We start from the raw sequence: 26,550 nt of genomic DNA, 5'->3' as shown, positions 1-26,550 counted from the left end.
CCCGGGCAAGACTGCTCCCCTTGGGGCAGCCGCGCCATCGGTCAACCCTCGGGCGTGCTCTCTTCGAGCAGGACGGGTTTGCTCGCGCCGTAATAAAGGTCGCTGTCAAGGTAACGCTGCAGGCCGAAGCGGACAAGCACGCCGACGGCCGCAGCTGCCGGCACCGCGATCATCAGTCCGACGAAACCGAAGAGCGCGCCGAAGGCGACCAGCGCGAACATCAGCCAGACCGGATGCAGACCGACGCGTGAACCGACGAGCTTGGGCTGCAGGATGTTGCCCTCGATGAACTGGCCGGCGAAGAAGATGACGGCGATGAGCACCACCATCCAGTAGTCCGGCCAGAACTGCACGACGGCGACCCCCACCGCCAGCACCAGGCCGACCAGCGAGCCGACATAGGGAATGAAGCTGATGAGGCCGGCGAAGAGGCCGATCAGCAGGCCGAAATTGAGGCCGGCAAAGGACAGGCCGATGCCGTAGAACAGGCCAAGGATGATGCAGATAGAACCCTGCCCGCGCACGAAGCCGGCAATCGCCGCGTCCATTTCGGTCGCGATCTGACGCACGTTGGCGACGTGGTCGCGCGGTACCCAGCTGTCCACCTTGGCGATCATGCGGTCCCAGTCGAGCAGGAGATAGAAGGCAACGACGGGCGTGATGACCAGAAGCGAGACGATGTTGACCAGCGCCATGCCGGAGTTCCAGACCTGCTTGAACACCGTGCCGAGGAAACCCGCGCCTTCGGCGAGGATGGAGGAAAAGCTCTGCTTGATCGTGCCCATCTGGCTGCTGATCCAGGTGGGCAGCAGGTCGGGATTGAAGCTCGCCACCAGCTCCTGCAACTGCGTGACGTAGCCCGGCAGCTTCTCCAGGAAATCCGCCGCCTGCGTGGCCAGCAGCGGGATGACGATCATCAGCGACAGCGCGAAGAGGATGACGAAGGCGACGAGGATGACCACCGTCGCCATCAGCCGGCTGAGGCCCCAGCGCTCCAGCCGGTCGGCGACCGGATCGAGGAAATAGGCGAGCGCCATGCCGGCGATGAAGGGCAGCAGGATATCGCTGAACACGAGGAGGAAGAGGAGGAAGAAGGCGAGCGCGATGAGCCAGAAGACCACCTGCCGCTTCAGTCCCGCACCGCTGATATGGGCTGCCATCGCGTTTCTTCCTCGTGTTTTGCCGCAATGCATGAGGAGATAGGATGCGGGCATGAGAAAGGTCAAGGCTCGGTGGGGTGATGGGGGAATGGCGTTTGTCCTCAATTTTCCCCTCATCCGGCCTGCCGGCCACCTTCTCCCCGCAAGCGGGGCGAAGGAAATGCGCCGCGCCGTTTTCCCCTATTTCCACATCATGCGGGGCAGGTCCCCTCTCCCCGCCTGCGGGGAGAGGGCTAGGGTGAGGGGCAAGTAGCGCCGCCATCCCTGCAAACCGGTGAAAAAATCCCTGCATTCCCGGCATTCTGCTTGCACTTCATCCCCCGTCATGCCAATCGGGCGCGACAAGCCTCAAGCGGGCCTCAAGCCGGAGACGTGAGCATGAGCCAGTCGGAAAAGAACGGTCTGACCTATAGCGACGCGGGCGTCGACATCGACGCGGGCAACCTGATGGTCGAGAAGATCAAGCCGGCCGTGCGCTCGACGCGCCGCCCGGGCGCGGATGGCGAGATCGGCGGCTTCGGCGGCCTGTTCGACCTCAAGGCCGCCGGGTTCAAGGATCCGGTCCTCGTTGCCGCCAATGACGGCGTCGGCACCAAGCTGAAGATCGCCATCGACGCCGACAGGCACGACACGGTCGGCATCGACCTCGTCGCCATGTGCGTCAACGATCTTGTCGTCCAGGGCGCCGAACCCCTCTTCTTCCTCGACTATTTCGCCACCGGCAAGCTCGACCCCGACCAGGGCGCCGCAATCGTCGAAGGCATCGCCGAAGGCTGCCGGCAGGCCGGCTGCGCGCTCATCGGCGGCGAGACGGCGGAAATGCCGGGCATGTATTCGCATGGCGACTATGACCTCGCGGGCTTTGCCGTCGGCGCGGCCGAGCGTGGCGAGCTGCTGCCCTCGGGCGACATCGCCGAAGGCGACGTCATCCTCGGCCTCGCCTCCTCGGGCGTGCATTCCAACGGCTATTCGCTGGTGCGCAAGATCGTGACGCTCTCGGGCCTCGCCTGGGATGCGCCCGCCCCGTTCGACACCGCAAAGAGCCTCGGCGAGGCGCTGCTGACACCGACGAAGATCTATGTGAAGCCGCTCCTGAAAGCGATCCGCGAGACCGGATCCATCAAGGCGCTGGCGCATATCACCGGCGGCGGTTTTCCGGAGAACATTCCGCGCGTGCTGCCGAAGCACCTTGCCGCCGAGATCGACCTTGCCGCCGTCAAGGCGCCGGCCGTGTTCTCGTGGCTGGCGAAAACGGGCGGCGTGGCGGCCACGGAAATGCTGCGCACCTTCAACTGCGGCGTCGGCATGATCGCTGTCGTTCCGGCCGACAAGGCCGACGCGGTTATCGCTGTCCTCGCCCGCGAGGGTGAAACCGCCTTCCGTCTCGGCCGCATGGTCGCGCGCGACGAGGGCGCCGCCGGCACGATCTACAAGGGCACGCTCGCCCTATGAGCGGATCCCGCAAGCGCGTCGTCGCCTTCATTTCGGGCGGCGGCTCCAACATGCTGGCTCTGGCGAAGGCCGCGGAGGCCCCGGATTTCCCGGCCGAGATCGTCGCCGTCTTCTCCGACAAGGCGGAGGCCGGCGGCCTGGCCAAGGCCGAGGCGCTGGGCATCGCGACCCGCACCTTCCTGCGCAAGGACTATGCCAGCAAGGACGCGCACGAGGCTGCCATTCTGGAAGCGCTCGAGACGCTCTCGCCCGATCTCATCTGCCTTGCCGGCTACATGCGCCTCATCTCCGGCGCCTTCGTCAACCGGTATGAAGGCCGCATCCTCAACATCCACCCGTCGCTGCTGCCGCTCTTCCCCGGCCTCCACACGCACCAGCGTGCCATCGACGCCGGCATGCGCGTCGCCGGCTGCACAGTGCATTTCGTGACCGAAGGCATGGATGAAGGCCCGGTCGTCGTGCAGGCCGCCGTGCCGGTTCTGCCGGGCGACACGTCCGACACGCTCGCCGCACGGGTGCTGACGGTGGAGCACCGCAGCTATCCGCTCGCGCTGCGGCTCGTTGCCGAGGGCAAGGTACGCATGGAGGGCGGCAAGGCCGTTTCCACCGGTGACCTGCCGCAGATCGACGGCGCGCACCTGATCTCGCCGGCGGCGGTTTAACGCCGTCCTGCGGTTGCTTTCTCCTGCCCGCTCATTCGGGCGGGCTTGCCCTACCCACCAGCGTCATCCTCGGGCTCGCCCCGTAGATCCATCACCGCACCGGAGTGTGGATGGTCGGGTCAGGCCCGACCATGACGAAGGAGGTTGGCGGGGAACGGTTTGCGCTCAGATCACCAGGATCGGCGCCTTGCCCTTCACGCGATCGTAGAGATCCATCACATCCTGGTTGAGCATGCGTACGCAGCCGGAGGACACGGCCTTGCCGATGGATTTCCATTCCGGCGAACCGTGCAGGCGATAGAGCGTGTCCTCGCCGTTCTGGAAGATGTAGAGGGCGCGCGCGCCGAGCGGGTTGTTGAGGCCACCGGGCATACCGCCATTGGCGGCGGAGTATTTGACGAGTTCCGGCTGGCGCGCGACCATCTCGTCCGGCGGCGTCCATTTCGGCCAGGCCTGCTTCCACTGGATAACGCCGCGGCCCGACCAGGAAAAACCCTGCCGGCCGATGCCCACGCCGTAGCGCATGGCGCGGCCGTTCGGCTGGATGAGGTAGAGGAAGCGGTTTCCCGTATCGACGATGATCGTGCCCGGCCGCTCGCCGAACGGGCTCTCGACCTCCTGGCGGTAATAACGCGCGTCGATCTGCTGGTAGGGCACCGCCGGCACCTGATAACCCCCGTCGGAGACCGGGGCGTAGATCGCGGCGTACCGGGAGGATTCGGGCAACAGGCCCGATGGCGGCGTCTGGCCGTAGATGCTGGTCGGCTGCCTGCCGTCGATATATTCCGGCCGGCCTTCGAGCGCGGGATTGCGGAAATAGGGCCGTGTCTCCTCGCGGAACCGGTCGGTGTTCATCGAGGATGTGCAGCCCGCAAGCCCCGTCGTCATAGCAAGGCCGGAGAACTGCAGAAAACGGCGGCGGGAGAGCGCGGTGTCGGTCATGGAGATCGTCAAATCCGTTGTGCGGAAACGTAGAATGGGGCGAGAGGCTGAATCACTAACTAACAAGCGGCAAATTAGGTCCATAACCCTGCCGCAATTGTGGCAATTGCGGCTGACCTCAGGCTTGCGCGCCCGCTTTTCGCCGCGCTGTCGCCGCCCGGCCACGACGGGCCCGGTTTGTGAACGCTGTGTCAATCACCGGACGAATTGCCGTTTTCGCGCGCGCGGACTATCCCGGATGGCAACTTCAACCGAAACGAGGGTGGCACGATGCTTGTCAACGGCAAATGGACGGAAGACTGGCAACCCGTCCAGGAAAAGGACGCCAAGGGCGGCTTCGTGCGGCAGGTTTCAAGCTTCCGCAACTGGGTGACGCCCGACGGCAGCGCCGGCCCGACGGGCGACGGCGGCTTTGCGGCCGAGGCCGGGCGCTACCAGCTCTATGTCGCGCTGATCTGCCCGTGGGCCTCGCGCACGCTGATCACCCGCACGCTGAAGAGGCTCGACGACGTGATTTCCGTCTCGGTCGTCGAGCCAGCGCTGTCCGCCCAGGGCTGGCGCTTCGGCGACTATCCCGGCGCGAACCGCGACGACCTCAACGGCGCGACCTACATGCACGAGCTCTACACCCGCGCCGCGCCGACCTTTACCGGCCGCGCCACCGTGCCGGTGCTCTGGGACAAGGCATCGAAAACGATCGTCAACAACGAATCCGCCGACATCATACGCATGCTGAACAGCGGTTTCGGCGCGCTGGCGGACGAAAGCGTCGACCTTTATCCCGAAACCCTGCGCGGCGAGATCGACACGCTCAACGAACGCATCTATCCCGCGCTCAACAACGGCGTCTACCGCGCCGGCTTCGCCACCACGCAGGCCGCCTACGAGGAGGCCTTCGACGGCGTCTTTTCGATGCTGGACGAATTGGAGGCACGCCTTGCCGCCGGCGGGCCGTTCCTCACCGGCACGATCTTCACCGAGGCCGACACCCGCCTCTTCGTCACCCTCATCCGCTTCGACGCCGCCTATTTCGGCCTCTTCAAGTGCAACCGCCGGCAGCTTGCCGACTATCCGGCGCTCTCGGCCTATACGAAGCGCTTGCTCGACCTCCCCGGCGTGCGCGAGACGGTCAGCATCGACCACATCAAGCACGGCTATTATTCGATCAAGACGCTGAACCCGAGCGGCATCGTGCCGCTCGGACCGGATCTTTCGGCACTGGGGCTTTAAGCCTCCTTCGCCTCCACCATCGCCATCAGCGTCTCCAGCCGGTCGGCGTCGGCGGGCAGCTTGTCCTGTCGCAGGCGGGCGATGCGGGGGAAGCGCATGGCGACGCCGGATTTGTGGCGGGTGGAACGGTTGATGCCTTCGAAGGCGACCTCCAGCACGAAGCCGTAGCCGGGCTCGGCCCGGACGGCGCGCACGGGGCCGAAGCGGTCTGTCGTGTTGTTGCGCACATAACGGTCGAGCACGTCGAGCTCGGCATCGGTGAAGCCGAAATAGGCCTTGCCGACGGGAACCAGCATGGGGCCTTCCGGACCATCGGTCCAGACGCCGAAGGTGAAATCGGAATAGTAGCTCGACCGTTTGCCGTGGCCGCGCTGGGCATACATCATGACGGCGTCGATGTTGAAGGGATCGCGCTTCCACTTGAACCACGGACCCTTCATGCGGCCGGCCTGATAGGCGCTGTCGAGCCGCTTGAGCATCACCCCTTCGATGACCGGATCGGGCGGATCGCGGCGGATTTTCTCCAGTTCCTCCCAGGAGGTGAACGGGACCAGCGGCGAGAGGTCGAAGCGGTCGTGCGGCGCCCTTTCGATGATCGCGCCGAGGCGGGCGCGGCGAGCGGAAAAGCCTTCGGGACGCACATCCCCGTCGCCGTCGAAGAGCACGTCATAGGCCCGCACGAAGGCGGGATAGTCCTCCAGCATGCGCGCGGTGACGGTTTTCCGGTTGAGGCGCTGCTGGAGGTCGGAAAAGGTGCGCGTCGGGCTGTTCGTGCGCGCCGTGCCGCCGACCAGCAGCTCGCCATCCACCACGCCCTCGAAGTTGATCGCGTCGAGCACATCGGGAAAGGCGGCGGAGATATCGTCGCCGGAGCGGGAATAGAGGCGGCGCGTGCTGCCGGCCGCGGAGAGTTGCACGCGAATGCCGTCCCATTTCCACTCGGCGGCAAAATCCGCGGGATCGAGCGTGTCGAGGTCCCCCTCGCCCACGGGATTGGCGAGCATGACGGAATGGAAGATGGCGGGCGTTGCGAGCACCGGGCGCTCCGCCCTTCCCTCCAGCCAGGCGAAGAGCGGCTCATAGGGCGGCGCAAGCCCGTGCCACAGCGTCTCGATCTCGGCGACATCCTTGCCCGAGAAATCGGCGAGCGCCTGCTTGGCGAGGCGGGCGGAGACGCCGATGCGCAGGCCGCCGGTCGCCAGCTTCAGGAAGGCGAAGCGGGCGGAGGGATCGAGCCGGTCGAGAAGATCGCGCACGGCGCCGCGTACCTCCGTGCGGCCGAGCCCGTTCATGCGCGCGACGACCGTACCGAGCCGGGGCTGTGTTTCGTCCGGCACCCGCTCCTTGCGCTCCTGGTCCCAGACGAGCGCGATGGTTTCTGCGAGGTCGCCGACATAGTCGTAGGAATAGCGGAAGAGCACCTCGTCCATCCGCTCCAGCACGAGTTCGCGCAGGAGCGCCGGCTTGACGCTTTTCAGGTCCAGCGTGCCGGCAAGGGCGGCAAGGCCGTAGCCGCGATCGGGATCGGGCGTATCGCGGAAGTAGTCGGCAAGCAGCGTGAGCTTGCCGCCCCGCGACGGGGTGAGCACGAGGCGGTCGAGGAGTGTGGCGAAGGCTCTCATGGATGACCTTTCGCGCGATGGCAGCGGGTGCGTTTCAGCCTCAATCCCCCTCATCCTCATAGCCGACGAGATGCAGCGGCTGGGCCGGGACGCCAGCGAGTTCGCACCAGCGCACCAGTGCCTCCTCACGGCCATGTGTCACCCAGACCTCGCGCGGCGCAAGCTCGCGGATCGTCTCGGTCAATTCAGGCCAGTCGCAATGGTCTGAGATGACGAGCGGCAGCTCGACGCCGCCCTGTTTTGCCCGCTGGCGCACCATCATCCAGCCGGAGGCGAAGGCGACGAGCGGCTCGTTGAAGCGCCGCGCCCAGCGGTCGGCGAAGGCGGAAGGCGGGCCGACGACGACGGCGCCGCGGAAATCGGCGGGGCTGCTGCCCTCCGTCGTGGCGGGACGCAGATCGCCGAGCGCGATGCCGCAGCTGACATAATAGTCGCAAAGGCGGGCGAGCGAACCGTGGATGTAGATCGGTGCGTCATAGCCACAATCACGCAGCAGGCGAATGACGCGCTGCGCCTTGCCCAGCGAATAAGCGCCGAGGAGATGGCTGCGCTCGGGGAACTGCCGCAGCGAGGACAGCAGCTTGCCCATCTCGCCCTTCGGCTCGGGATGGTGGAAGACCGGCAGGCCGAAGGTCGCCTCGGTGATGAAGACATCGCAAGGCACCGGCTCGTAAGGGGTCGAGGTCGGGTCGGCGCCGCGTTTGTAATCGCCCGACGCGACGATGCGCAGCCCGTTCCGTTCGACGGCAATCTGCGCCGAGCCGAGCACATGGCCGGCAGGATGGAAGGAGACGGTGACGCCGGAAAGGTCGATGCGCTCGCCGAAGGCCGCCGCCTGCCTCGTGCCGCAGAAATCCGCGCCGTAACGGATTTCCATGATGTCGAGCGTCTCGCGCGTCGCCAGCACCGCGCCATGGCCGGCGCGGGCATGGTCGGAATGGCCGTGCGTGATCAGCGCCCTCGCCACGGGGCGGACGGGATCGATGTAGAAATCGCCGGCAGGGCAATAGAGGCCGGCGGGCGCCGGATGGAGGAGCTGGTCGGGCTTCATCTGGGAGAAGATAGTGGGTTTCGCGCGCGCCGCCAGTGGCAGGCGCGCGCGGCGGGCCGCAAACCGAGGCTCTCGCCCTGTGCGTCCGCTCAGGCGATCGCCAGCATGCCGGCGCGCAGCACCGCCATGTCGACGTCCGAAAGCTGGCGGTCGATCTTCTCGTGCGTTTCCTTCCAGACCGGGAAGGCCTTCGTCAGCAGCCGGCGCCCCTCGCCCGTCAGGCGCAGCAGCCGACCGCGCCGGTCGCGCGGATCGGCCTCGATGACGACGAGGCCGCGACGCTCGAGCGGCTTCAGCGCGGCCGTCAGCGTCGTGCGGTCCATGGCCAGCACGGCGGCGACCGGGCCCATCGGCGGCGGTTCCGGCCGGTTCAGCGCCATCAGCAGCGAGAACTGGCCGTTGGTAAGACCATAGGGGCGCAGGGCGTCGTCGAACCGCCGGGCCAGCGCCCGCGCCGCGCGCTGGGCATGCAGGCACAGGCAATTGTCGCGCACGAAAAGGGTCGTCTCATAGGGAATCAGGGCATCGTCGGACATACCTCTTACTGTTGATATCAACATAACAATGTCAAGGCCCATTCGGCCCACAAAGAAATCCCGCCTGCGAAAGCCTGACAATCGTCATTTTTAGACTTTGTTTAACAAGAAAATTCATACTTCGTGCACCAGTCGCCGGCAGCGAGGATTCCGCCCCCATGATGACAGACAAGACGCTTCTCGAGCAGATGCGCATCAACGAGATCGAAATCTTTCATCGCATGCAGCTGCTCGACCTCAGCCAGGACGAGCTGGACCTCATCGCCAGCCTGAAGAAACTGATCGAAAGCGAGATCGAGGACATCGTCGAGGCCTTCTACCGGCACCAGACGGAATTTGACGAGATCTCCATCGTCATCGGCGATTCCGAGACGATGCGCCGGCTGCGCGCGGCCCAGCGCAAATACATCATCGAGATGTTCTCCGGTTACTACGACGGCGAATATGTCAACAGCCGCCTGCGCATCGGCCTGGTGCACAAGCGCATCGGCGTCGAGCCGAAACTCTTCCTGTCCGGCGTGCGCACGCTCAAGCACATCCTGTTCTCCACCCTCGAACGGCATTTCGCCGATCCGGCGATCCTGCGCCCGATCATGGTCGCGATCGACAAGTTGTTCTTCTTCGACATCACGCTCGTCTTCGACACCTATATCGACACGCTAGTGAGCGAGGTCGAAAGCGCCAAGAAGCGCACCGAGGCCTATGCCTATGCGCTGGAAGAAAAGGCCAAGACGCTCGGCAACCACGCCGAACGGGACTCGCTGACCGGCCTCTACAACAAGCGCGGCATGATGAAGATCATGAAGAGCGAGCTGCGCATGGCCCAGCGCCGCCACACGCTGCTCAGCCTCATCTATATCGACGTCAACAAGTTCAAGCACATCAACGACACCTACGGCCATGCCAAGGGCGACGAGATCCTCATCTCGCTCGGCCACTGCATGAGCAACCAGGTGCGCTCGGCGGATTTCGCCTGCCGGGTCGGCGGCGACGAATTCTGCGTGATCCTGCCCGATTGCGACCATGCCGGCGCTCAGCAGATCGCCCAGCGCATCGCCAGCGAGTTCTCGCTGGAAAACCCGGATTTCTCGATCAGCATCGGCGTGTCGGAAACCGGCACGCAGGAATATATGAGCGAGGACGCGCTCATCAAGGACGCCGACCAGCGCATGTACCTGCACAAGACCGGTGCGAACCTGCGCGCGGGCGCAGCGCCGGAGCGGACCGCGCAGGAGCGCTACAAGGCCGCCGGCTGAAGGCGAGAGCATTTCCGCCTTTCCTTGAATCGCGAAGGTGCTCCAGCTCCTTGTTTTAACGCAATTCCGGACGCAAAACCGCTGTGCACTTTTGCTGGAGTTGCCCTAGAGACTGGGAATACAGAGGATCGCCTGAAGAGCGCGGGCGTCGATGGGGCGGGAAAGGTAATAGCCCTGGATCTCGTCGCAGCCGGCGTCGCGCAGGAAGTCCACCTGTTCGCGCGTCTCGACGCCTTCGGCGATCACCCGCAGCTGCAGCGTATGGGCGAGCGAGATGACGGCGCGGGCGATGGCGGCATCGTCACCGTCGTCGGGCAGGTCCTGCACGAAGGAGCGGTCGATCTTCAGGCGGCCGACGGGAAAGCGCTTCAGCGAGGAAAGGCTGGAATAGCCGGTGCCGAAATCGTCGATGGCCAGGTGCACGCCGAGCTTTTCGAGACGGTGCATGGTCTCCACCGCCTGCTGGACATCCTGCATGATCAGGCTTTCGGTGAGCTCCAGCTCCAGATAGCGCGCCTCCAGCCCGCTTTCGGCGAGGGCTGCGGCGACGCGCTCAACCCAGTCCTTCTCCTGGAACTGGCGGGCCGAGACGTTGACGCTGACGACGATGGGCGGCAGGCCGCTTTCCTGCCACGCCTTGTTCTGCCGGCAGGCGGCGCGCAGGGTCCAGTCGCCGATCGGGCCGATCAGCCCGGTCTCCTCGGCCAGCGGAATGAAATCACCTGGGCCGATCAGCCCGCGCTCGGGATGGCGCCAGCGGATCAGCGCCTCGACGGCGAAGATGCGCCCGGTCGCAAGATCCATCTGCGGCTGGTATTGCAGGAAGAGCTCGCCCTGGGCGAGTGCGTGGCGCAGTTCCTCCTGGCGCTCCAGCTTCTCGTGCGCCCGGTTGGCAAGCTCGGCGGTGAAGACCTGCATGGCATCGCGGCCGATCTCCTTGGCGCGGTACATGGCGGCATCCGCGCGGGCCATCAGCTCGGTCGCGTTGCGTCCGTGCTCCGGATAGGCGGCAACGCCCATGCTGCAGGTGATCTGGAAGGAACGGCCCTCGATGAGAACGGGCTCGGCGACCGCCTCGCGCACGGCGCGCAGCCGGTCCTCCACGCTCTCGCCCTTGCGCATCGCACCGTTGATCAGCACGACGAACTCGTCGCCGCCGAGACGCACGATGCTGTCGCTCGCCCGCACGCACTGCTGCATGCGCGCGGCGACGATCTTCAGCAGCGCGTCGCCGGCATGGTGGCCGAGGCTGTCATTGACCAGCTTGAAATTGTCGAGATCGAGGAAGGCGAGCGTCATCGAACCGCCGCGCTCGTCCGCCGCCTCGATGGCCGAGGCGACGCGCTCGTCGAGCATGCTGCGGTTCGGCAGGCCCGTCAGCGTGTCGTGATGAGCCATGAACTGGATGCTGTCTTCCGCTTCCTTGCGCTCGATGGCGATGCCGGCAATGTGCGTCGCCATGCCGACGAGCTTCATGCATTCGGCAGTGGGCTCGCCGCTGCTGCGCGAATAGAGCGCGAAGGAGCCGAGCACCTTGCCCTGGTAGGAGCGGATCGGCGAGGACCAGCAGGCGCGGAAGCCATAGGGCGCAACGAGCGCCTTGAAATCCTCCCAGAGCGGGTCGGTCTGGATGTCGGAGACGATGACGGGTTCGCCCCGCCACATGGCCGTGCCGCAGGAGCCGACCTTCGGGCCGATCTCCAGGCCGTCGATCAGCTTGCAATAACCGGGATCGAGATTGGGCGCGGCGCCGCTCAGCATGCGCTTGCCGTCGTGCGCTAGCATCAGGATGGAGCCGAGGACATCGGGCACATGCGCCTCGATGAGGAGGATGAGCGAAGAGAAGACCTCGGTCAGCGGCGCGCCGAGCGCGATCATCTTCAGAAGATGCGCCTGGCCGACATGCAGGCTCTCGGAGCGCTTGCGCTCGGTGATGTCCCGCGCGACGCCGACAAGGCCGATCACCTCGCCCTCGCCGTTGCGCACGGGCAGTTTCGAGGTGAGCAGCCATTTGAGCCGGCCCGTGGAATCGCGGATCAGCTCCTCCATGTCGAGCATCGGGCGGCCGGAACGGATGATCTCCTGTTCGGTCTCGAAGAAGCCGCGCGCGACATGTTCCGGATGGATATCGAAGTCGGAGAGGCCTTCGAGGCTCTCCAGCCCCTCGCGCCGGTTGTCGATGACGATCGCGCGGTTGGCGACGACGAAGCGGCTGTTCCTGTCCTTGAAGTAGAGGTAGTCGGGCACCTCGTCGATCATGGCCTCGAGCCACATCGTGCGCTCGCTCTGCGCGGAGGCGAGCGGGAAGAGCCGGGCCGCCTCGCTGATGAGACGCTGGCTGGCGGACATCAACCGCACCGTCGGGTCGGCCTCGTCGTTGCCAAGGTGAGACAGTTTTGTCGACATGAATCCCTGCAAGTCCCAAACGCGAGGAAAGACATTGCCGGCCGCCTCTCCTTTCGGAATGCCCGACGGTACACCTAGAGTCGTTATCCAACCCTAAAGGAAACCGGCGAAATGCTGCCAATCCGGGGCCTTCCGCCCCATTTCGGCAACCCTGGCGCGCAGCATCCTTACCGTGCCGTTTCGGCACAACACCACCTGGCACGGTTCCTGCTCCTTTGCCGGCAAGGAGCTTTCATGGTTAGCAGACGGTTATTCCTCTCGGGTCTCGGTCTCGGCGCGGCAGGCATCGCCGCCCCGGTACACGCCCGCACACAGCTGCCGGTCGTCGACGTCGACCTCAGGGGCAGCATCGATGCGTCGGCGCACGGCATCCGTCCCGGGGCGGACGACCGCAAGAGCAAGGCCTTCGCGAGGCTGCTGAAGGACGCGGCGGCGAAGAACACGCCGGTCTTCCTGCCGCCGGGCGACTATGTCGTCTCCAACATCACGCTGCCCGACAACACCCGCCTCACCGGCGTACCGGGCGCCACCCGCATCGTCTATGGCGGCGACGGCCACCTCTTCGCGGCCGATGGCGCGGGTCGGATCGAGCTTGCCAATCTCGTTATCGACGGGGCGAACCGCTGGCTCGGCGACACGGTGGACGGTCTCGTGCATTTCAGCAACGTCGCCAATGTGATCATCGAGAACTGCGAGATCCAGGGCTCCTCCAAGACCGCCGTCAGCCTGCAGCGCTGCGGCGGGCGCGTCGAGCGCAGCCGGCTTTCGGGCGCGGCCGAATACGCGCTCTATGCCGTCGAGAGCCGCGACCTCTCGGTCACCGGCAACCACGTCTTCGACTGCGGCAACGGCGGCATCCTCATCCACCGCTGGGAGAAGGGCCGCGACGGCACGATCGTCTCGGGCAATCGCATCGCCCGGATTTCCGCCACCCATAGCGGCACCGGCCAATATGGCAACGGCATCAACATCTTCCGCGCCGACGCGGTGATGATCAGCAACAACCACATTTCCGGCTGCGCCTTTTCCGCCATCCGCGCCAATGCCGGCTCCAACGTGCAGATAGCGGGCAACACCTGCCTCGACAGCGGCGAGACGGCGATCTACTCCGAATTCGGCTTCGAGGGCGCACTGGTCAACAGCAACCTCGTCGACGGCGCCGCCAACGGCATCCTTATCGTCAATTTCGACGAGGGCGGGCGGCTGGCCACCGTCAGCGGCAACGTGGTGCGCAACCTGAAGCTCGAAGGCCCCTATGTCCACGACGGCGCCGGCTTCGGCTTCGGCATTGCCGTGGAGGCCGATACGGTCGTCTCCGGCAACACGGTGGAGAATGCCCCCAAATGGGGGCTGATGCTCGGCTGGGGGCCCTATATGCGCGGCCTCGTCGTCAGCGGCAATCTGGTGCGCCAGAGCCCGGTCGGCTGCGCGGTGACGGTCGTGGAGGAAGCGGGCTCGGCCCTCATCTCCGGCAACATCTTCGAGGATACCCCGAACGGCGCCATTGCCGGCTACCGCTGGAACGAGCGCACCACCGGAGACCTTGCAAGCGAGGGCTCGACCTTCGCGCATCTGACGATCGAACGGAACCGGACGGGCTGACTCCGTCCCGCGACGCGTCTCTCTTTCCTGCCCGAACGGAGAGGCGCCATGGTGGATGAGGGGGCAGCCGCATCGCCCCCTCATCCGCTCTCATCCCCTGGTGGCCACCATCACCCCTTGGTGATCAGGATCAGCACCGTGAAGATTATCGGCACTATGGCGAGCGCCGGCAGGATGATCGCGGGGTAGCCGAAGATCGCGATCGCGAGGATCCAGATCAGCAGGCAATTGACGACGAACAGCGTCTTGGCGACCGCCGGGCCCTCGGCGGCTTCCCGCAGCATCCACCCGAAAACGGGGAAGGCATAGGCAAGCCGCAGGACGAGCGGCCGCCCGCTCGCTCGCGTCTCTTCACCCGCAGCCACTATTGGTGGCCTTCATGGCTGGCGGCGGCGCCGTCAGCCGGCTTGGCACCCGGCTTGGCGGCCTCGATCTTGAAATCCACGTCGATCTTGCCGGCCTTCTCGAAATTCAGCGTCGCCTTGAATGTCTCGCCTTCCTTGAAGGGATGCTTGATACGCATGAACATGACGTGCAGGCCGCCGGACTTCAGCTCGACCTTGGCGCCGGCCGGGATCTCGATGCCGTCGGGCAGCTGGCGCATCTTCATCACGTCGTTCTCCACGGCCATTTCGTGGATCTGCACGTCGTCGGAGACGTCAGGCGCGGTGACGGAGACGAGGCGGTCGGCCTCGGTGCCCTTGTTGGTGATGGTCATGAAACCGCCGCCGACGGGCTGGCCCGGCAGCGTCGCCTTGGAGGCGGGATGGCCGATCTCGAGGCTGCCGAGGGTGAACTCGTGGGCGAAGACGGCCGAGGCGGAGAGCGCCAGGGCGACGACGGAGGCAAAAATACGTTTCATGGAAAAAATCCTTTCTGGCTTTCGGTTCAGGAAAAGAAGCGCCGCAGCGGCGGCGCGAAGCGGATGACAACCTGGTCGAGGAGGATCATGGCGAGGATGGTGAGGCCGGTCAGCGGGAAGAGCACGCCGAAGATGGCGGCGATGGCCCACAGGCCGGCATAGATGCGCCCCTCGCGCGGGCCAGGCGGCACGCCGATGCGGCCCTTCGGCCGGCGCTTCCACCACATGACGACACCCGACAGGCTCATCGCAATGACGACGAGGCAGGTGGAGAGCATGAGAAGCTGGTTGAACAGCCCCCACTCCTGCCCCTTGTGCACGTTGATGCCCCATTCGATCAGCTTGCCGGTCGCCGGATAGTCGGCATAGGCGGTATCGACGAGGCGTTCGCCAGTATACTGGTCGATGTGCAGCGTACGCTCGTATTGCAGGTCGGCCGGATAGATCGCCGCAGTGTAGACACCGGTCTCGCCCGAGGGCGGCGAGAGGTCGTAGCCGGGCAGCATGCCGGCAGCATTGGCGATCGATACGGCATTGTCGAGGCCGATGGCGGGCAGTGCCACCTGCCCCTCGCCCGGCGGCGTGGAAGTCGGCACCGGCGCGTTTTCGAGGAGCCAGGCGGTCTTCGGCAGCACATCCGTGGTGACCAGCATGGAATGCGGCACCCGGTCCCACAGCTCGACCGGATAGCCCATGCCGTTCGCCGTGAGATAACCGTTGACCTTGCTGCCCCAGAAACCGGTCCACAGCAGGCCGCTGAAGGCCAGGAACAGGATGAGCACGGCGGCGAAGATGCCGGTGACGGCATGCAGGTCGCGCCAGAAGACGCGCCGGGCCGGCGTGCCGCGCACGCTGAGCACGCCGCCCGTCTGGTTGCGCGGCCACCAGAGATAGACCCCGGTCAGGACGAGCACCACGGCAAACCCGGCGACGACCTCGATGATGCGCTCCCAGGAGGTGCCGAAGTAATCGAGGCTGTGCAGGTCCTCGACGACCTGGTTGAATTCCTCCTTGGCGCCGACCGTATCCAGAACGGCACCGTCATAGGGATTGACGAAGACCAGCACCTTGCCGGCCTCGGTGGAGACGGTCACGCGGGCCGAGCGGTCCGCGCCGGCCGGCGTGCGGTAGGAGGAGAGCGCCGCGCCGGGCACGGCGGCGACGGCCTTTTCCACGATGGCCGAGGGCGGCAGCGCCGCGCCGCCGACCGCGACATAGTTGCGGTAGCGGAACAGGCTGGCGTCGATCTCGTCGTTGAAGAGGTAGAGCCCGCCGGTGATGGCAAGGCTGATCATGAAGGGCACGGCGAGAAGGCCGGCGAAGAAGTGCCATCGCCAGATGGCGCGGTAGAGGCGCTGCGCGAGCGCGGAGGGTTCAGCGGCGGCAACGGCCGGCGCATCGGAAATCACGGACATGCAAGGGTCCTGTCAGGCTGGAGTTTCGGCACACGGCGGTAAACCGGCGTGCGGGCGCAACGATCAGGCGGACAGGAAGGGAGGCGCGCGGGGCGGCGCGCCGGGACGCTCGCGCCGCGGGCGCAACGCCTCCTCGATGAGGGGGAGCGCCGCGACACGGCGGAAGACAAACACGGCGCCGTCAAGATCGGCCGGCGCCGGTATCAGCATGGCACTGCCGATGCGGCAGGCCTCGCACTTCACCGGCGTCACATGCTTGACCTTGCCGTCGACCATGTCGTTGAGGCAGATGTCCGGCAGGGTGCCGTCGGGAAGAACGTACTGGGTGAGCTCCAGCGCACTTGGCGCGGTGGCCGAGGCCGGCTGATGGGCGAAACCGACGAACAGCAGGGCGACCGCGCAGAGAATGCGCAGGCAAGCGGCCCAGCGTGTCATGCATCGTGTCATCGGTCGTCCCCATCCGCGATCCGCACGGACCCTTCGCCCTTAGCCCCAGGCCGGCGGAAGGTCAATGCGACAAAGCAGGCCCGGCACCATCACGACAATTCATGGATCGATCAGGCCGGCGCTCTACCGCTTCCCCGAACCGCCGCCTATGGTGCGGCACGGCCCGGGCCGTTTCGTCTTTCATCTAGCGCGAGAGATCGTCCGGGTTCTTTGTTCTGACGCAAGCCCGCACCAAGCCGGGCATCCCAGGGAGGATCCATGCTCACCATCTACGGCGTCTACCGCTCGCGCGCCTCGCGCAACTACTGGCTTGCCGGCGAACTCGGCCTTCCCTTCGAAAGCGTGCCGGTCATCCAGGCCTACCGGCTCGACGACCCGCAGGCGGCCGACGCCCCGCTCAACACCCAGTCGCCGGCGTTTCTCGCCGTCAATCAGACCGGCCTCATTCCCTGCATCGACGACGATGGCTTCGTCATGATGGAATCACTGGCGATCAACCTCTACCTCGCCCGCAAGCATGGCGGCCCGCTCTCCGGCCAGACGATCACCGAAGAGGCGGACATGCTGCAATGGACGATGTGGGCGGCAACCGAGGTCGAGCCGCATGCCGTGAAGATCATCATGCTGAACAACAGCAAGTCCGCCGAGAGCGAGGAAGGCCGTCTTGCCATCCGCGGCGCCGCGCGGGCGCTGAGAACCTGTTTCAGGCGGCTGGATGCCCATCTTGCCGCCACCGGCCATGTCGTCGGCGACCGCTTCACCGTCGCCGACCTCAACCTTGCGGAGGTCTTCCGCTATGCGATGAGCCAGGAGCAGCTCTTCGACGCGGCACCGAACGTCAAGGCCTGGCTTGCGGCCTGCCAGGCGCGCCCGGCCTTCAAGGCGATGATAGCGACGCGGCTCGCCGAGCCGGAATGACCGCGCCGGCAAAGCCGTCCTCGTCCTCGGCGAGTGCCGCGCGCAGCCAGCGCTTGAACAGCGAGACCTTGCGCGGCTCCGGCACGCCCGGCGCCGTCACGAAATAATAGCCCATGCCGGTTTCCACCCGGATGGGGAACGGTGCGACGAGCCGCCCCTCCTTCAGTGCCCAGGAGGCCAGCACCGGATAGGCCAGCAGCACGCCCTGCCCTGCCAGCGCCGCATCGAGGCAGAGCGAGGCATCGGAAAAGACATGCCGCGCCTTGGGCGGCGGCACGGCGAACCCGGCAAGCGCCAGCCAGCGCTCCCAGGTGAAGGCGTCGTTGCCGTCGACCACGGCCGGTTGCTCCGACAGGTCCTGTGGCGTCCGGATCCCCTCCGCCAGCGCCGGCGCGCAGACCGGGAAGACGACCTGCGGCACCAGGAATTCCGCCGCCACATCCGGCCAGGTGCCCGGGCCGACACGGATGCAGAGGTCGACATCGGAGCGCGCCAGATCGACCAGCGTCGTCGAGGCCTCGATGCGCAGGCTGATATCGGGATGGGCGGCGGCGAAACGGTCGATGCGGTGGATGAGCCAGCGCGAGGCGAAGATCGGCGCGACCGAAATCGTCAGGATCGCATCGTCGCGGCGCTGGGTGGTGGCGACCGCCTCGGAAAGCTGGCCGAAACCTGCCGTAAGCCGCGCGAGGAACGGCGTGCCGAAGGCGGTCTGCTGCAGGCCGCGCGCGGTGCGGTCGAAGATCGCCCGGCCAAGCTGGTCCTCCGCCTTGATGATCTGCTGGCTCACCGCGCCCACCGTTACGCCGAGCTCTTCCGCCGCCGCCTGCAGCGAGCCGAGCCGACCCACCGCTTCCAGCGCCCGCAGGCCGTTGAGATGCACGCGATTGAGGTTTCTCATATAGCTTTTCTATATCCTCATCCTGAACTACTCGATTGCGGGAACGGCCTTTCAGCGAGATTATCAGCCATCATCCATGGTAACGAACCACAAGGAGAAGGCAATGTTCAAGATTTTCTCCAGAGCCGCAGAAGCACTGCGTGCCGAGGCCGATGCTGCGGAGGCGCCCGTCTGGCTGCGCGACCCGCTGTCCCATCCCGAGATCGAGGCGATGGATTCGCGCGCGCTCGGCGACCTGCCCTTCGGGCTCTTCCGTACCCCGGCCCTGCGGGCCGAGGCCTGCCCCCGGCCACTCTGATCCTCCCCTCGCCGTTCCCCCCGGTCCGGTCTATCCTGGCCGGGGAGGATGGCACATGCCTGAAGACACGACCGAAGCGCTCCTGGCGCGGCTCCAGCGCCTCGCAACAGGCCTGCCGGGCGTCGAGACGGGCACATCCTACGGCACGCCCGCACTCAAGGTGGCGGGAAAACTCTTCCTGCGCATCAAGGATGCCGAGACCTTGGTCTTGATGGCGCCGATGGACGAGAAGGAGCGCCTGATCGAGATGGCGCCCGAAATCTACTATGAGACGGACCACTACAATGGTTGGCCGGCCCTCCTCCTGCGCGCCGCCGCGATCGGCGATACGGAACTGCGGCAGCGGATGACCGAGGCCTGGCGCCTCAAGGCGCCTGCGCGGCTGCGCAAGCTGTTGGCGTAGGATCTTACGGAGCAATCGCCGGGGTGCGCGGTCTCATCGAATGAAAAAGGCCCCTCATCCCGCTGCCGCGACCTTCTCCCCGCAGGCGGGGAGAAGGAGTTGCCGCACCGCTTTCCCGAAACGGCGCCAATTTCCCAGACATTTCCGCCCGTTCCTTCTCCCCGCTTGTGGGGACAAAATGCCGGCAGGCGGGCGGATGAGGGGCGGGACGCCAGTCTCCGCGCAGTCCCTCGCCCGCCCTCAGCCGACCGACTGGTCCATGTGCATGAACTCCCAGACATTGCCGTTCGGATCCTGGAAGGAGCAGCCGTACATCGGGCCGAACTCGATGTTCGGCTTCCATTCGCGCCCGCCAGCGGCGAGCGCTTTCGCCTTGATGTCGTCGACCTCCTGACGGCTCGCGGCGGAAAGGCAGGTCAGCACCTGCGTCGCCTCCTCGGGATCGCCGACCTTGCCCGTGACGAACTGGGCGAACTTCGGCTCCGTCAGGTGCATGACAAAGATGTTGTCGTCCACCACCATGCAGGCGGCGGTTTCGTCGCTGTAGGCCTCATTGAAGGAAAAGCCGAGGGCGCCGAAGAAACGGCGGGTCGCGGGCAGGTCCTTGACGAGCAGGTTGACGAAGATCATGCGCATGAACGTTCTCCTTGGTTTGCCATGTCGCGGGCGCCGCCGGCGGCGGATCGCCCGTTATGCCACAAGGACGGATCACCGCGCCCCTTCCCGACACGGACCTGCAAAAATTATGCAGCCGCCGCGCAGCCCGGCACGTCCTCCAGCCGGTGCCAGACCGGAATGCCGCGCTCGCGGGCGATGCGCACGTCGTTGTCCGCCCCCTTGGAGTCCCCCGGAAGGCGCAGCACGCCCTCGCAGAGTTCGAGCAGGCGGTGCGCCGTCGGGTAGAAAATCTCCTCGTGCAGTGCGTCGCCCACCGTCTTGCCCCCGGCCGCATGCCAGACGGGCTGCGCCACCCATTCGCCGATCATCGGCACATGGCCCGCCTTGAACAGCGCATAGGACGGCGCCTCCAGCCGCTTCAGGTTCTCCGTCATCTTCACGGGATCGTCTCCGGTGCCCGAACGATAGGGGCCGGCAATCAGGATCAGCATGTCTTACTCCTTACCATTGATGCATGAAATATCCGGAATTTTCTGGATATCTCATGATTATTCGTGTAATTTCGTGCAGAGTCAAGATGGAGCACAGATATGCTGACCAGCCAGAGAAAGACGCTGATCGCCCAGCGTCTCGACCGCGACGGCGAGATCGTCGCAAAGACGCTCGCCGCGGAACTCGACCTGTCGGAGGACACGATCCGGCGGGATCTTCGGGAAATGGCGGCGGACGGCCTGCTCAAGCGCGTGCATGGCGGCGCGCTGCCGCTCGCTCCACCGCTGCCGGATTTTTCGGCACGACAGGCGATGGCGACGGACGAGAAGACCGCGCTCGGCGCGCGCGCGGCGGCGATGATCGAGCCCGGCCAGGTGATCTTCCTCGATGGCGGCACGACGACGGCGGCGCTTGCCCGCCTGCTGCCGCGCAATTTCGCCTTCACGGTGGTGACGCACAGCCCGACGATCGCCTGCGAGCTCGAGCGCCACCCGACCGCCGAGATCGTGCTGATCGGCGGCAGGCTCTACAAACATTCGATGGTGTCAACCGGCGCCATGGCGCTGGAGGCGATACGCGGCCTGAAGGCGGATCTCTACTTCATGGGCGTGACGGCCGCGCATCCGACGCACGGCTTCACCACCGGCGACATGGAGGAAGCCGCCACCAAACGCACCATCGCCGAGAACGCCGCAGCGACCTGGGTCCTGCTGACGCGGGAAAAACTCGGCTGCGCCTCGCCCTGGAAGATCCTGCCGCTCGCAGCCGCCACCGGTCTCCTCCTCCCGCCCGGCCTACCGCCGGAGACGATTGCCCCCTACCGGGAAGCGGGGATGGAGATCATCGAGGCCTGATCAGGCCGCGAAAGCGTCCGTGACGCGGACGTCGCCGACATGAACGCCGTTCCAGTTCGACATGGAGCGGTTGGCTTCGGCCATCAGAGCGGCGTGGAGGGCGGGCTCGTCGGCGAAGAAGCGGGCGAGCGTGGCGGCGACCATGCTTTCGGCGGCGCGGGTCGTGCCGTCCTCACATTTGAGGGCGATGGCGATGCCCTTTTCCGGGATGGCCGCGCAGAAGACGCCCTCGGCGCCGGTCTTGGCGAAGATGCGGCCGGGAGCCGTCTTCATCAGCCGCGTGCAGGCCCGCTTGGTGCCGGCGACGTAGAAGGGCTCGGCCATGCACGCCTCCATCAGCCGGCGCGCGGCCTTCGCGCGCTCAGGGGCAAGGCCGGTGCCGGTCGCCATCTTGGCAAAACCGTGCGCGAGGCTCTTCAGCGGCATGGCATAGGTGGGGATGGAGCAGCCGTCGACGCCGCAATTGTCGGTCGCGAGCGCAGCGCCCGTCAGGCTTTCCATGACGCCGCGGATCTCCGCCTGGACCGGGTGCTCGTAGCGCACATAGCCCTTGAGGTCCTTGCCGGTGTGGCAGGCGGCGCAGACGAAGCCGGCATGTTTGCCCGAGCAGTTGTTGTGGAGCGCACTCGGCCGCTCGAGGCCGCGCGCCTGACCGATCAGCACCGGCTGCTCGAAGGACCAGTGGGCGCCGCATTCCAGGACGCTCTCGTCGACGCCGGCGGCGGCCAGCATGGCACCGGCAAGGCTTGCATGTTCCGGCTCGCCGCTGTGCGAGGAACAGGCGAGCGCCAGTTCCCTGTTGCCGAAGCCGTAGGCGTCCGCCGCGCCGCTTTCGACGAGCGGCAGGCCCTGCATGGCCTTGCAGGCCGAACGCGGGAAGACGCCGGCCTCGATATCGCCCTGCGAAAACACCACCTTGCCATCGCCGTCGACCGCGACGACCATGCCGCGATGGCGGCTTTCGACGAGATTGCCGCGGGTGACTTCGACAAGGACGGGGTTTGCCATGTTCATGCCCTCAAATTTCCGGTTTCCGGTGCGGTATTATCCGAAAACCTGGGCCCGCACACGCGATTTCGGAGGTGCCGCGCATGAAACTGTTGAGGAATGTCCTTGTCCTCTTCCTCGTGATCTACCTCATGCCGGCGCTCGCCTCGGCGGGCTACTGGTACATCAAGGACCGGCCGCAGAACTGGCGGGAGGCGAACTGGAAATCCGCCGGCATCCTGCCCGGGGCCGAAGACACGCCACAGGCGACGATCCACATCTTTTCCGCCGCGACGGGCGGCCTCAAGGGCGCGGTGGCGAGCCACGCCTGGATCGTCACCAAGGAGGCGAACGCCGGAAGCTACAACCGCTACGACAAGGTCGGCTGGGGCACGCCGGTGCGCAAGAACGGCTATGCGCCGGACGCCTTCTGGTACTCCAACACGCCCCGCGTGGTGGTCAGCGTCAGCGGCGAGGAGGCGGCGCGGCTGATCCCGAAGATCGAGAAGGCCATCGTGGCCTACCCCTACTCCAAACCCGGTGGCTATCGCATCTGGCCGGGGCCGAACTCCAACACCTTCGTCGCGCATGTGCTGCGCTCGGTGCCGGAACTCGGCGTGGTGCTGCCACCGGACGCGGTCGGGCGCGACTACCTGCCGGAGGGCAGGATCTTCGCGATCGATCCCGACGGCAAGGACGTGCATGCGACGCTCTACGGCCTCGTCGGCATCTCCGCCGGCCTGCGCTCCGGGCTGGAGCTGCACATCATGGGCCTCGTCGCCGGCGTGGATTTCTACCGCCCGGCGATCAAGATCCCGGCGATCGGACGCATCGGCGTGTAGCGCCGTCCGCCCGGATCCCCCCTTTACAGATACGCCACCTCGCAAGCCGCAACACGCGCGGGATCGGCAATGGAATCGATTGCGATGATGTGATCGCCCTCCACCTCCATGAGCACGACGAGCTTGAGCGCGCCGCCGAGAATGACGGCGAGGCCGAGCTGGCCGTCGATGAGCGCGAGCCTTGCCGCCTTCGCCTTGCCCTTGAAGTTGGTCGCCACGGCCTGGGCGCCGTGCATTTCCGCAAGCGAGCCGAGCCGGACGGCATCGGCGTCCGCATGGAAGACGACGTCGGGATCGAGCACGGCGAGCAGGCCGGAAAAATCGCCGTCACGCGAGGCGGCGAGGAAGGCCGCGACGACGTTTTTACGACGGTCGTAATCGGCGGACGGGGTTTCCGGCATGCCCTGCACGCGGCGGCGGGCGCGGCTGGCGAGCTGGCGGGCGGCGACGGGCGAACGGTCGACGATGCGGCCGATCTCCTCGAAGGGCACGTCGAACATGTCGTGCAGCACGAAGGCGAGGCGTTCGGCGGGCGCAAGGCGCTCCAGCACGACGAGAAGCGCAAGGCCGACCGAATCGGCAAGCGCCGCCTGCTCGTCCGCCGCCGCGCCGGGATCTGCGTGCTGGACCGCGCCGTCCTCGCCGTCGATCGGCTCCTCGCGCCGCCGGGCGCGGGCGCGCAGCATGTCGAGACAGATGCGGCCGACGACGGTGGTCAGCCAGCCGCCGAGATTGTCGATCTCGCCGCCACCCGCCCGCTCCAGCCGCAGCCAGGCCTCCTGCACCGCATCCTCGGCCTCGCCCTGCGAGCCCAGCATGCGCAGCGCAACGGCGCGCAGGCGCCCGCGCTCGGCCTCGAAACGGTCGGTCCAGAAACTTTTTTCGCGCATCGGTCACACTCCTTCGTCCAGCGGCGTCATGGCCATGACGAACGAAGCCGCACCGGTGTGACAGGGCTCGCTGCCGTCGATGCTGAAAACAAATCAAGGAGTGATGAAATGCAATCCCGTATGACCAATATCGTTACCGTGCTGCCCGACGTCATGAAGGCCATGCAGGCGCTGCAGGGCGCTGCCCAGAAGACGGAACTGCCGGAAAAGACCGCCCATCTCGTGCATCTGCGCGCCAGCCAGATCAACGGCTGCGGCTTCTGCGTCGATCTGCACCCGCGCATCATGAAGAAGGCCGGCGAGAGCGACCGGCGCATCCTCTCCGTCGCCGCCTGGCGCGAGGCGCCGTTCTACACGGACGCGGAACGGGCCGCTCTGGCGCTGACCGAGGCGCTGACGCGCATCGCCGACCGCGAGGAGCCGGTGCCGGATACGATCTGGAACGAGGCTGCCCGGCACTATGACGAAAAGACGCTCGCCGCGCTGGTCGTCGAGATCGCGGCGATCAACATGTGGAACCGCTTCAATGTCGCGACGCGGCAGGTGGCGGGGGAATGGAACCCGTAAGCCCCGGCGAAGCCTGCCTCACCTGCGCGACGGCCCTTCCCCGACCCGGGAAGGGCCGACGAAGGCCACCGCCGCGATTGCCGTTTCTGCAAGGCCATGCTTTCATACCCGCCAATCTTTCAGGGGCGAGCGACGCATGGCCGAGCAAGGTTCCCAATCCAGAGCAGCGATCGCTCTTGCGGTTGTTGCCGGCTTCCTGATCCTGCGCTGCCTGTGGAGAGTGTTCATCCCGGGCACCGAATTTGCCCTGCCACCATGGCCCCTCGTCTCGGTCATCTTCGACATTCTCGTGATGATCGCGCTTTTCATCCTGAAGCCCATGGTGCCGGCCGCCACGGCGGGGTCTCCGGCCTACGTCCGGCACGCGACTGCGCTGTTCATCGGCGGCATCATCGCGACCGTGATCATGGTGCTGATCAGGGTGTCCAGCGATCGCGGCTGGTGGACCGGGCATCTGATGTAGGTCTGCCTCCGCGTCTACCGAGCAGCTTTTCATCGGCATCGGCCACGCCCCGCGCCTGACGGCTCCTCTTTCACCCAAAAGTCACGGCTTGAACTGCCGTGTGCCCCATGCGAGGTCTTCGGCCTCGAATTCGCAAGGCCTATCCATGTCCGACAGTGTCACGATCCCGAAGGATGCCGCACCGCGGCTTTCCAGCCTGTTCTCCCGCGCCTATCTGTTCAGCACGCTGATGCTCGGCGGCGGCATCATGCTGCATGCGGTGGAGACCTATATCACCGCCACGCTGATGCCCTCGATCGTGCGCGATATCGGCGGCCTTTCGCTCTTCGCCTGGGCGACGACGATCTATGTGGCGGCTTCCGTGCTCGGCTCCACCTTCGTCGCCGTGCGGCCGGAAAGGGTGACGCTCAACCATTGCTACAGGGCCGGCGCGCTGCTCTTCGGCATCGGCAGCCTCGTCTGCGCCGTCGCGCCGACCATGGAGACAGTGCTTGCCGGCCGGGCGGTCCAGGGGCTCGGCGCGGGCTTCCTCGTGGCGCTCGGCTATGCCTTCATCCGCCATGTCTATCCCGAACCGCTGTGGAGTACCGCTTCGACGCTCTATGCCGCGGCCTGGGGCATCGCCACCTTCCTCGGCCCGACGATCGGCGGCATCTTTGCCGCCGGCAGCGCCTGGCGCGAGGCCTTCGCGCTGCTCGTGCCGCTCTCGGTGCTGATGACCGTCGCCGCGCCGCGCCTGCTGCCGTCGGGCGAAGGCGAGCGCGTGACGACGAAGACGCCGTTCCTGCAGATCGCACTGCTCGTTGCCGCCGTGGTGGTGCTGTCCTTCGCCAGTTCCGTGGCGGCGCCGGTGCTGCGCGGCGCCTTTGCGGCGGCCGCCGTGCTTGCGGTGCTGGCGACGGTCGCGATCGAGCGCCGGGCCGAGGGGCGGCTGCTGCCGGCGGGCACGATCAGCCTCGGCTCGCCGCTCGCCCGCGTCTACCTCATCATGCTCCTACTGCTGGTGACGATCTGCTCGGATATCTACATTCCCTACTTCCTGCAGGTACTGCATGGCGTGAGCCCGCTCGTCTCCGGCTATCTCGTGGCGCTGCTGGCGCTCGGCTGGACCATCGCAGCCTTCGCGACCGCCGGCCTCAAGGGGCGCCGCGCCAACCGGGTGATCGTCGCGGGCGCGCTGATCGAGACGCTGGCGACCGTCCTCCTCGTCGTCGCGCTCGCCCGGCACAATCCGGCAAGCGGTCTCGTGCTGCTCACGATCGCCACCGTCTTCATCTTCCTCATGGGGTTCGGCATCGGCATGGGCTGGGCGCATCTCGTCACCCTCGTTCTGCATCTTGCGCCGCCCGGCGAGACGGACAAGGCCTCGGCGGCGATCACCACCATGCAGGCGCTGGGGGCCGCCTTCGGCGCGGCGCTTGCCGGCGTCATCGTCAATTCCACGGGCCTCGTGCACCCCGGCGGCGTGGACGGGGCGCTGACGGCGGCGCGCTGGCTCTATGCGCTGCTCGCCCTGCCGGCTGCCGTGGGCATCCTCCTTGCCCTCCGCCTTCCCGCCGCAAGGGGCACGGCGGCGGATTGAGGATTTGTTAACGGAAACCGAGGGTCTTCGTTGCGACCCCGCCACCTTCTGCCACAAACAATGGCGATCGTCCGGTGTGACACCCGACGATT

28 protein-coding genes are annotated in these 26,550 nt (G+C 66.3%); 13 read left to right on the top strand and 15 right to left on the bottom strand.

Annotated features, from left to right (window positions below):
• Window positions 1-41: 41 nt before the first annotated feature.
• Complete coding sequence (locus K0P03_RS04480; RefSeq protein ID WP_023515515.1) at window positions 42-1,160, bottom strand: AI-2E family transporter; 1,119 nt, start codon at window positions 1,158-1,160, stop codon at window positions 42-44.
• 378 nt (window positions 1,161-1,538) lie between these two features.
• Between K0P03_RS04480 and purM the strand changes: the two genes are divergently transcribed.
• Window positions 1,539-2,612, top strand: a complete 1,074-nt coding sequence (gene purM / locus K0P03_RS04475; RefSeq protein WP_024270863.1) for a phosphoribosylformylglycinamidine cyclo-ligase — start codon at window positions 1,539-1,541, stop codon at window positions 2,610-2,612.
• Window positions 2,609-3,274 carry a phosphoribosylglycinamide formyltransferase gene (gene purN, locus K0P03_RS04470; RefSeq protein WP_272789011.1) on the top strand — a complete coding sequence of 222 codons (666 nt, stop codon included), beginning with the start codon at window positions 2,609-2,611 and terminating at the stop codon, window positions 3,272-3,274. The genes purM and purN overlap by 4 nt, the downstream gene beginning before the upstream one ends.
• A 165-nt stretch (window positions 3,275-3,439) precedes the next feature.
• On the opposite strand, the gene K0P03_RS04465 is transcribed toward purN, so the two are convergent.
• Window positions 3,440-4,216 carry a L,D-transpeptidase gene (locus tag K0P03_RS04465; protein WP_272789010.1) on the bottom strand — a complete coding sequence of 259 codons (777 nt, stop codon included), beginning with the start codon at window positions 4,214-4,216 and terminating at the stop codon, window positions 3,440-3,442.
• A 270-nt stretch (window positions 4,217-4,486) separates the two neighbouring features.
• Here K0P03_RS04465 and K0P03_RS04460 point away from each other — a divergent pair, with 270 nt between their 5' ends.
• The gene (locus K0P03_RS04460) at window positions 4,487-5,446 is read left to right on the top strand and encodes a glutathione S-transferase family protein (RefSeq protein ID WP_272789009.1); all 960 of its coding nucleotides are present in this window, start codon (window positions 4,487-4,489) and stop codon (window positions 5,444-5,446) included.
• Here K0P03_RS04460 and K0P03_RS04455 read toward each other — a convergent pair.
• From K0P03_RS04455 to K0P03_RS04445, 3 genes are all read right to left on the bottom strand, one after another.
• Window positions 5,443-7,068, bottom strand: a complete 1,626-nt coding sequence (locus tag K0P03_RS04455; protein WP_023515074.1) for a cisplatin damage response ATP-dependent DNA ligase — start codon at window positions 7,066-7,068, stop codon at window positions 5,443-5,445. The two genes, K0P03_RS04460 and K0P03_RS04455, sit on opposite strands and share 4 nt — an antisense overlap.
• Before the next feature lie 40 nt (window positions 7,069-7,108).
• Window positions 7,109-8,119 carry a ligase-associated DNA damage response exonuclease gene (locus K0P03_RS04450; RefSeq protein ID WP_272789008.1) on the bottom strand — a complete coding sequence of 337 codons (1,011 nt, stop codon included), beginning with the start codon at window positions 8,117-8,119 and terminating at the stop codon, window positions 7,109-7,111.
• 89 nt (window positions 8,120-8,208) lie between these two features.
• A complete protein-coding gene (locus tag K0P03_RS04445; RefSeq protein WP_272789007.1) occupies window positions 8,209-8,655 on the bottom strand; it encodes a MarR family winged helix-turn-helix transcriptional regulator in 447 nt (148 codons plus the stop codon).
• Between the two features lie 158 nt (window positions 8,656-8,813).
• Here K0P03_RS04445 and K0P03_RS04440 point away from each other — a divergent pair, with 158 nt between their 5' ends.
• Window positions 8,814-9,911 carry a GGDEF domain-containing protein gene (locus tag K0P03_RS04440; RefSeq protein WP_024271213.1) on the top strand — a complete coding sequence of 366 codons (1,098 nt, stop codon included), beginning with the start codon at window positions 8,814-8,816 and terminating at the stop codon, window positions 9,909-9,911.
• A 105-nt stretch (window positions 9,912-10,016) separates the two neighbouring features.
• On the opposite strand, the gene K0P03_RS04435 is transcribed toward K0P03_RS04440, so the two are convergent.
• Entirely contained in the window at window positions 10,017-12,317 is a 2,301-nt protein-coding gene (locus K0P03_RS04435; protein ID WP_272789006.1) for an EAL domain-containing protein, read from the bottom strand.
• Between the two features lie 234 nt (window positions 12,318-12,551).
• Here K0P03_RS04435 and K0P03_RS04430 point away from each other — a divergent pair, with 234 nt between their 5' ends.
• Entirely contained in the window at window positions 12,552-13,919 is a 1,368-nt protein-coding gene (locus K0P03_RS04430; protein ID WP_272789005.1) for a TIGR03808 family TAT-translocated repetitive protein, read from the top strand.
• Between the two features lie 110 nt (window positions 13,920-14,029).
• On the opposite strand, the gene K0P03_RS04425 is transcribed toward K0P03_RS04430, so the two are convergent.
• The 4 genes from K0P03_RS04425 to K0P03_RS04410 form a co-directional block, all read right to left on the bottom strand.
• Complete coding sequence (locus K0P03_RS04425; protein WP_272789004.1) at window positions 14,030-14,284, bottom strand: hypothetical protein; 255 nt, start codon at window positions 14,282-14,284, stop codon at window positions 14,030-14,032.
• A complete protein-coding gene (locus K0P03_RS04420; RefSeq protein ID WP_272789003.1) occupies window positions 14,284-14,781 on the bottom strand; it encodes a copper chaperone PCu(A)C in 498 nt (165 codons plus the stop codon). Before K0P03_RS04420 ends, K0P03_RS04425 begins: the two co-directional genes overlap by 1 nt.
• 26 nt (window positions 14,782-14,807) lie before the next feature.
• A complete protein-coding gene (locus K0P03_RS04415; protein WP_443020570.1) occupies window positions 14,808-16,187 on the bottom strand; it encodes a PepSY-associated TM helix domain-containing protein in 1,380 nt (459 codons plus the stop codon).
• A 72-nt stretch (window positions 16,188-16,259) separates the two neighbouring features.
• Complete coding sequence (locus tag K0P03_RS04410; RefSeq protein ID WP_272789001.1) at window positions 16,260-16,631, bottom strand: hypothetical protein; 372 nt, start codon at window positions 16,629-16,631, stop codon at window positions 16,260-16,262.
• A gap of 270 nt (window positions 16,632-16,901) precedes the next feature.
• On the opposite strand from K0P03_RS04410, the gene K0P03_RS04405 reads away from it, so the two are divergent.
• On the top strand, window positions 16,902-17,561 hold the full coding sequence (locus K0P03_RS04405) for a glutathione S-transferase family protein (RefSeq protein ID WP_272789000.1): 660 nt from the start codon (window positions 16,902-16,904) through the stop codon (window positions 17,559-17,561).
• Here the strand turns inward: K0P03_RS04405 and K0P03_RS04400 are convergent.
• Window positions 17,521-18,462, bottom strand: coding sequence for a LysR substrate-binding domain-containing protein (locus K0P03_RS04400; protein WP_272788999.1), 942 nt, complete (start codon window positions 18,460-18,462; stop codon window positions 17,521-17,523). The genes K0P03_RS04405 and K0P03_RS04400 overlap by 41 nt on opposite strands.
• Window positions 18,463-18,565: 103 nt before the next feature.
• On the opposite strand from K0P03_RS04400, the gene K0P03_RS04395 reads away from it, so the two are divergent.
• Together K0P03_RS04395 and K0P03_RS04390 are read left to right on the top strand one after the other, a co-directional pair.
• Window positions 18,566-18,760, top strand: coding sequence for a hypothetical protein (locus K0P03_RS04395; RefSeq protein ID WP_272788998.1), 195 nt, complete (start codon window positions 18,566-18,568; stop codon window positions 18,758-18,760).
• A gap of 55 nt (window positions 18,761-18,815) precedes the next feature.
• Window positions 18,816-19,163: an MmcQ/YjbR family DNA-binding protein gene (locus tag K0P03_RS04390; RefSeq protein WP_272788997.1), complete on the top strand. Its 348-nt coding sequence runs from the start codon at window positions 18,816-18,818 to the stop codon at window positions 19,161-19,163.
• Between the two features lie 240 nt (window positions 19,164-19,403).
• Here the strand turns inward: K0P03_RS04390 and K0P03_RS04385 are convergent, their stop codons facing one another.
• A complete protein-coding gene (locus K0P03_RS04385; RefSeq protein ID WP_272788996.1) occupies window positions 19,404-19,799 on the bottom strand; it encodes a VOC family protein in 396 nt (131 codons plus the stop codon).
• Window positions 19,800-19,906: 107 nt separating this feature from the next.
• Window positions 19,907-20,272, bottom strand: coding sequence for a DUF4406 domain-containing protein (locus tag K0P03_RS04380; protein ID WP_272788995.1), 366 nt, complete (start codon window positions 20,270-20,272; stop codon window positions 19,907-19,909).
• 99 nt (window positions 20,273-20,371) lie between these two features.
• Between K0P03_RS04380 and K0P03_RS04375 the strand changes: the two genes are divergently transcribed.
• On the top strand, window positions 20,372-21,127 hold the full coding sequence (locus tag K0P03_RS04375; protein ID WP_272788994.1) for a DeoR/GlpR family DNA-binding transcription regulator: 756 nt from the start codon (window positions 20,372-20,374) through the stop codon (window positions 21,125-21,127).
• On the opposite strand, the gene K0P03_RS04370 is transcribed toward K0P03_RS04375, so the two are convergent.
• Window positions 21,128-22,135 (bottom strand): asparaginase, encoded by a 1,008-nt coding sequence (locus K0P03_RS04370; protein ID WP_024271215.1) that lies wholly within the window; start codon window positions 22,133-22,135, stop codon window positions 21,128-21,130.
• 83 nt (window positions 22,136-22,218) lie between these two features.
• Here K0P03_RS04370 and K0P03_RS04365 point away from each other — a divergent pair, with 83 nt between their 5' ends.
• The gene (locus K0P03_RS04365) at window positions 22,219-22,956 is read left to right on the top strand and encodes a DUF3750 domain-containing protein (protein WP_272788993.1); all 738 of its coding nucleotides are present in this window, start codon (window positions 22,219-22,221) and stop codon (window positions 22,954-22,956) included.
• Window positions 22,957-22,979: 23 nt separating this feature from the next.
• On the opposite strand, the gene K0P03_RS04360 is transcribed toward K0P03_RS04365, so the two are convergent.
• Window positions 22,980-23,846 (bottom strand): sigma-70 family RNA polymerase sigma factor, encoded by an 867-nt coding sequence (locus K0P03_RS04360; protein WP_272788992.1) that lies wholly within the window; start codon window positions 23,844-23,846, stop codon window positions 22,980-22,982.
• Window positions 23,847-23,954: 108 nt separating this feature from the next.
• On the opposite strand from K0P03_RS04360, the gene K0P03_RS04355 reads away from it, so the two are divergent.
• From K0P03_RS04355 to K0P03_RS04345, 3 genes are all read left to right on the top strand, one after another.
• Entirely contained in the window at window positions 23,955-24,413 is a 459-nt protein-coding gene (locus tag K0P03_RS04355) for a carboxymuconolactone decarboxylase family protein (protein WP_272788991.1), read from the top strand.
• 136 nt (window positions 24,414-24,549) lie between these two features.
• Window positions 24,550-24,876 (top strand): hypothetical protein, encoded by a 327-nt coding sequence (locus K0P03_RS04350; RefSeq protein WP_023515726.1) that lies wholly within the window; start codon window positions 24,550-24,552, stop codon window positions 24,874-24,876.
• Between the two features lie 145 nt (window positions 24,877-25,021).
• On the top strand, window positions 25,022-26,458 hold the full coding sequence (locus K0P03_RS04345; RefSeq protein WP_272788990.1) for an MFS transporter: 1,437 nt from the start codon (window positions 25,022-25,024) through the stop codon (window positions 26,456-26,458).
• Window positions 26,459-26,550 lie beyond the last annotated feature (92 nt).

Origin of the sequence: Shinella sp. HY16, from assembly GCF_028534175.1 — a bacterium.
Lineage (GTDB): Bacteria > Pseudomonadota > Alphaproteobacteria > Rhizobiales > Rhizobiaceae > Shinella.
Note: the sequence above shows the minus strand (reverse complement) of the source record. Positions and strands in the feature narration are given on the sequence as shown.

Bases quoted from the DNA above. Each gene is read 5' to 3' on its own strand.
- K0P03_RS04410 (WP_272789001.1), bottom strand. From the start codon at position 16,631: ATGACACGCTGGGCCGCTTGCCTGCGCATTCTCTGCGCGGTCGCCCTG.
- K0P03_RS04360 (WP_272788992.1), bottom strand. From the start codon at position 23,846: ATGCGCGAAAAAAGTTTCTGGACCGACCGTTTCGAGGCCGAGCGCGGG.
- purN (WP_272789011.1), top strand. From the start codon at position 2,609: ATGAGCGGATCCCGCAAGCGCGTCGTCGCCTTCATTTCGGGCGGCGGC.
- K0P03_RS04430 (WP_272789005.1), top strand. From the start codon at position 12,552: ATGGTTAGCAGACGGTTATTCCTCTCGGGTCTCGGTCTCGGCGCGGCA.
- K0P03_RS04460 (WP_272789009.1), top strand. From the start codon at position 4,487: ATGCTTGTCAACGGCAAATGGACGGAAGACTGGCAACCCGTCCAGGAA.
- K0P03_RS04455 (WP_023515074.1), bottom strand. From the start codon at position 7,068: ATGAGAGCCTTCGCCACACTCCTCGACCGCCTCGTGCTCACCCCGTCG.
- K0P03_RS04405 (WP_272789000.1), top strand. From the start codon at position 16,902: ATGCTCACCATCTACGGCGTCTACCGCTCGCGCGCCTCGCGCAACTAC.
- K0P03_RS04390 (WP_272788997.1), top strand. From the start codon at position 18,816: ATGCCTGAAGACACGACCGAAGCGCTCCTGGCGCGGCTCCAGCGCCTC.
- K0P03_RS04355 (WP_272788991.1), top strand. From the start codon at position 23,955: ATGCAATCCCGTATGACCAATATCGTTACCGTGCTGCCCGACGTCATG.
- K0P03_RS04400 (WP_272788999.1), bottom strand. From the start codon at position 18,462: ATGAGAAACCTCAATCGCGTGCATCTCAACGGCCTGCGGGCGCTGGAA.
- K0P03_RS04345 (WP_272788990.1), top strand. From the start codon at position 25,022: ATGTCCGACAGTGTCACGATCCCGAAGGATGCCGCACCGCGGCTTTCC.
- K0P03_RS04370 (WP_024271215.1), bottom strand. From the start codon at position 22,135: ATGGCAAACCCCGTCCTTGTCGAAGTCACCCGCGGCAATCTCGTCGAA.
- K0P03_RS04350 (WP_023515726.1), top strand. From the start codon at position 24,550: ATGGCCGAGCAAGGTTCCCAATCCAGAGCAGCGATCGCTCTTGCGGTT.
- K0P03_RS04365 (WP_272788993.1), top strand. From the start codon at position 22,219: ATGAAACTGTTGAGGAATGTCCTTGTCCTCTTCCTCGTGATCTACCTC.
- K0P03_RS04450 (WP_272789008.1), bottom strand. From the start codon at position 8,119: ATGAAGCCCGACCAGCTCCTCCATCCGGCGCCCGCCGGCCTCTATTGC.
- K0P03_RS04440 (WP_024271213.1), top strand. From the start codon at position 8,814: ATGATGACAGACAAGACGCTTCTCGAGCAGATGCGCATCAACGAGATC.
- K0P03_RS04480 (WP_023515515.1), bottom strand. From the start codon at position 1,160: ATGGCAGCCCATATCAGCGGTGCGGGACTGAAGCGGCAGGTGGTCTTC.
- K0P03_RS04420 (WP_272789003.1), bottom strand. From the start codon at position 14,781: ATGAAACGTATTTTTGCCTCCGTCGTCGCCCTGGCGCTCTCCGCCTCG.
- K0P03_RS04380 (WP_272788995.1), bottom strand. From the start codon at position 20,272: ATGCTGATCCTGATTGCCGGCCCCTATCGTTCGGGCACCGGAGACGAT.
- K0P03_RS04435 (WP_272789006.1), bottom strand. From the start codon at position 12,317: ATGTCGACAAAACTGTCTCACCTTGGCAACGACGAGGCCGACCCGACG.
- K0P03_RS04445 (WP_272789007.1), bottom strand. From the start codon at position 8,655: ATGTCCGACGATGCCCTGATTCCCTATGAGACGACCCTTTTCGTGCGC.
- purM (WP_024270863.1), top strand. From the start codon at position 1,539: ATGAGCCAGTCGGAAAAGAACGGTCTGACCTATAGCGACGCGGGCGTC.
- K0P03_RS04385 (WP_272788996.1), bottom strand. From the start codon at position 19,799: ATGCGCATGATCTTCGTCAACCTGCTCGTCAAGGACCTGCCCGCGACC.
- K0P03_RS04395 (WP_272788998.1), top strand. From the start codon at position 18,566: ATGTTCAAGATTTTCTCCAGAGCCGCAGAAGCACTGCGTGCCGAGGCC.
- K0P03_RS04465 (WP_272789010.1), bottom strand. From the start codon at position 4,216: ATGACCGACACCGCGCTCTCCCGCCGCCGTTTTCTGCAGTTCTCCGGC.
- K0P03_RS04375 (WP_272788994.1), top strand. From the start codon at position 20,372: ATGCTGACCAGCCAGAGAAAGACGCTGATCGCCCAGCGTCTCGACCGC.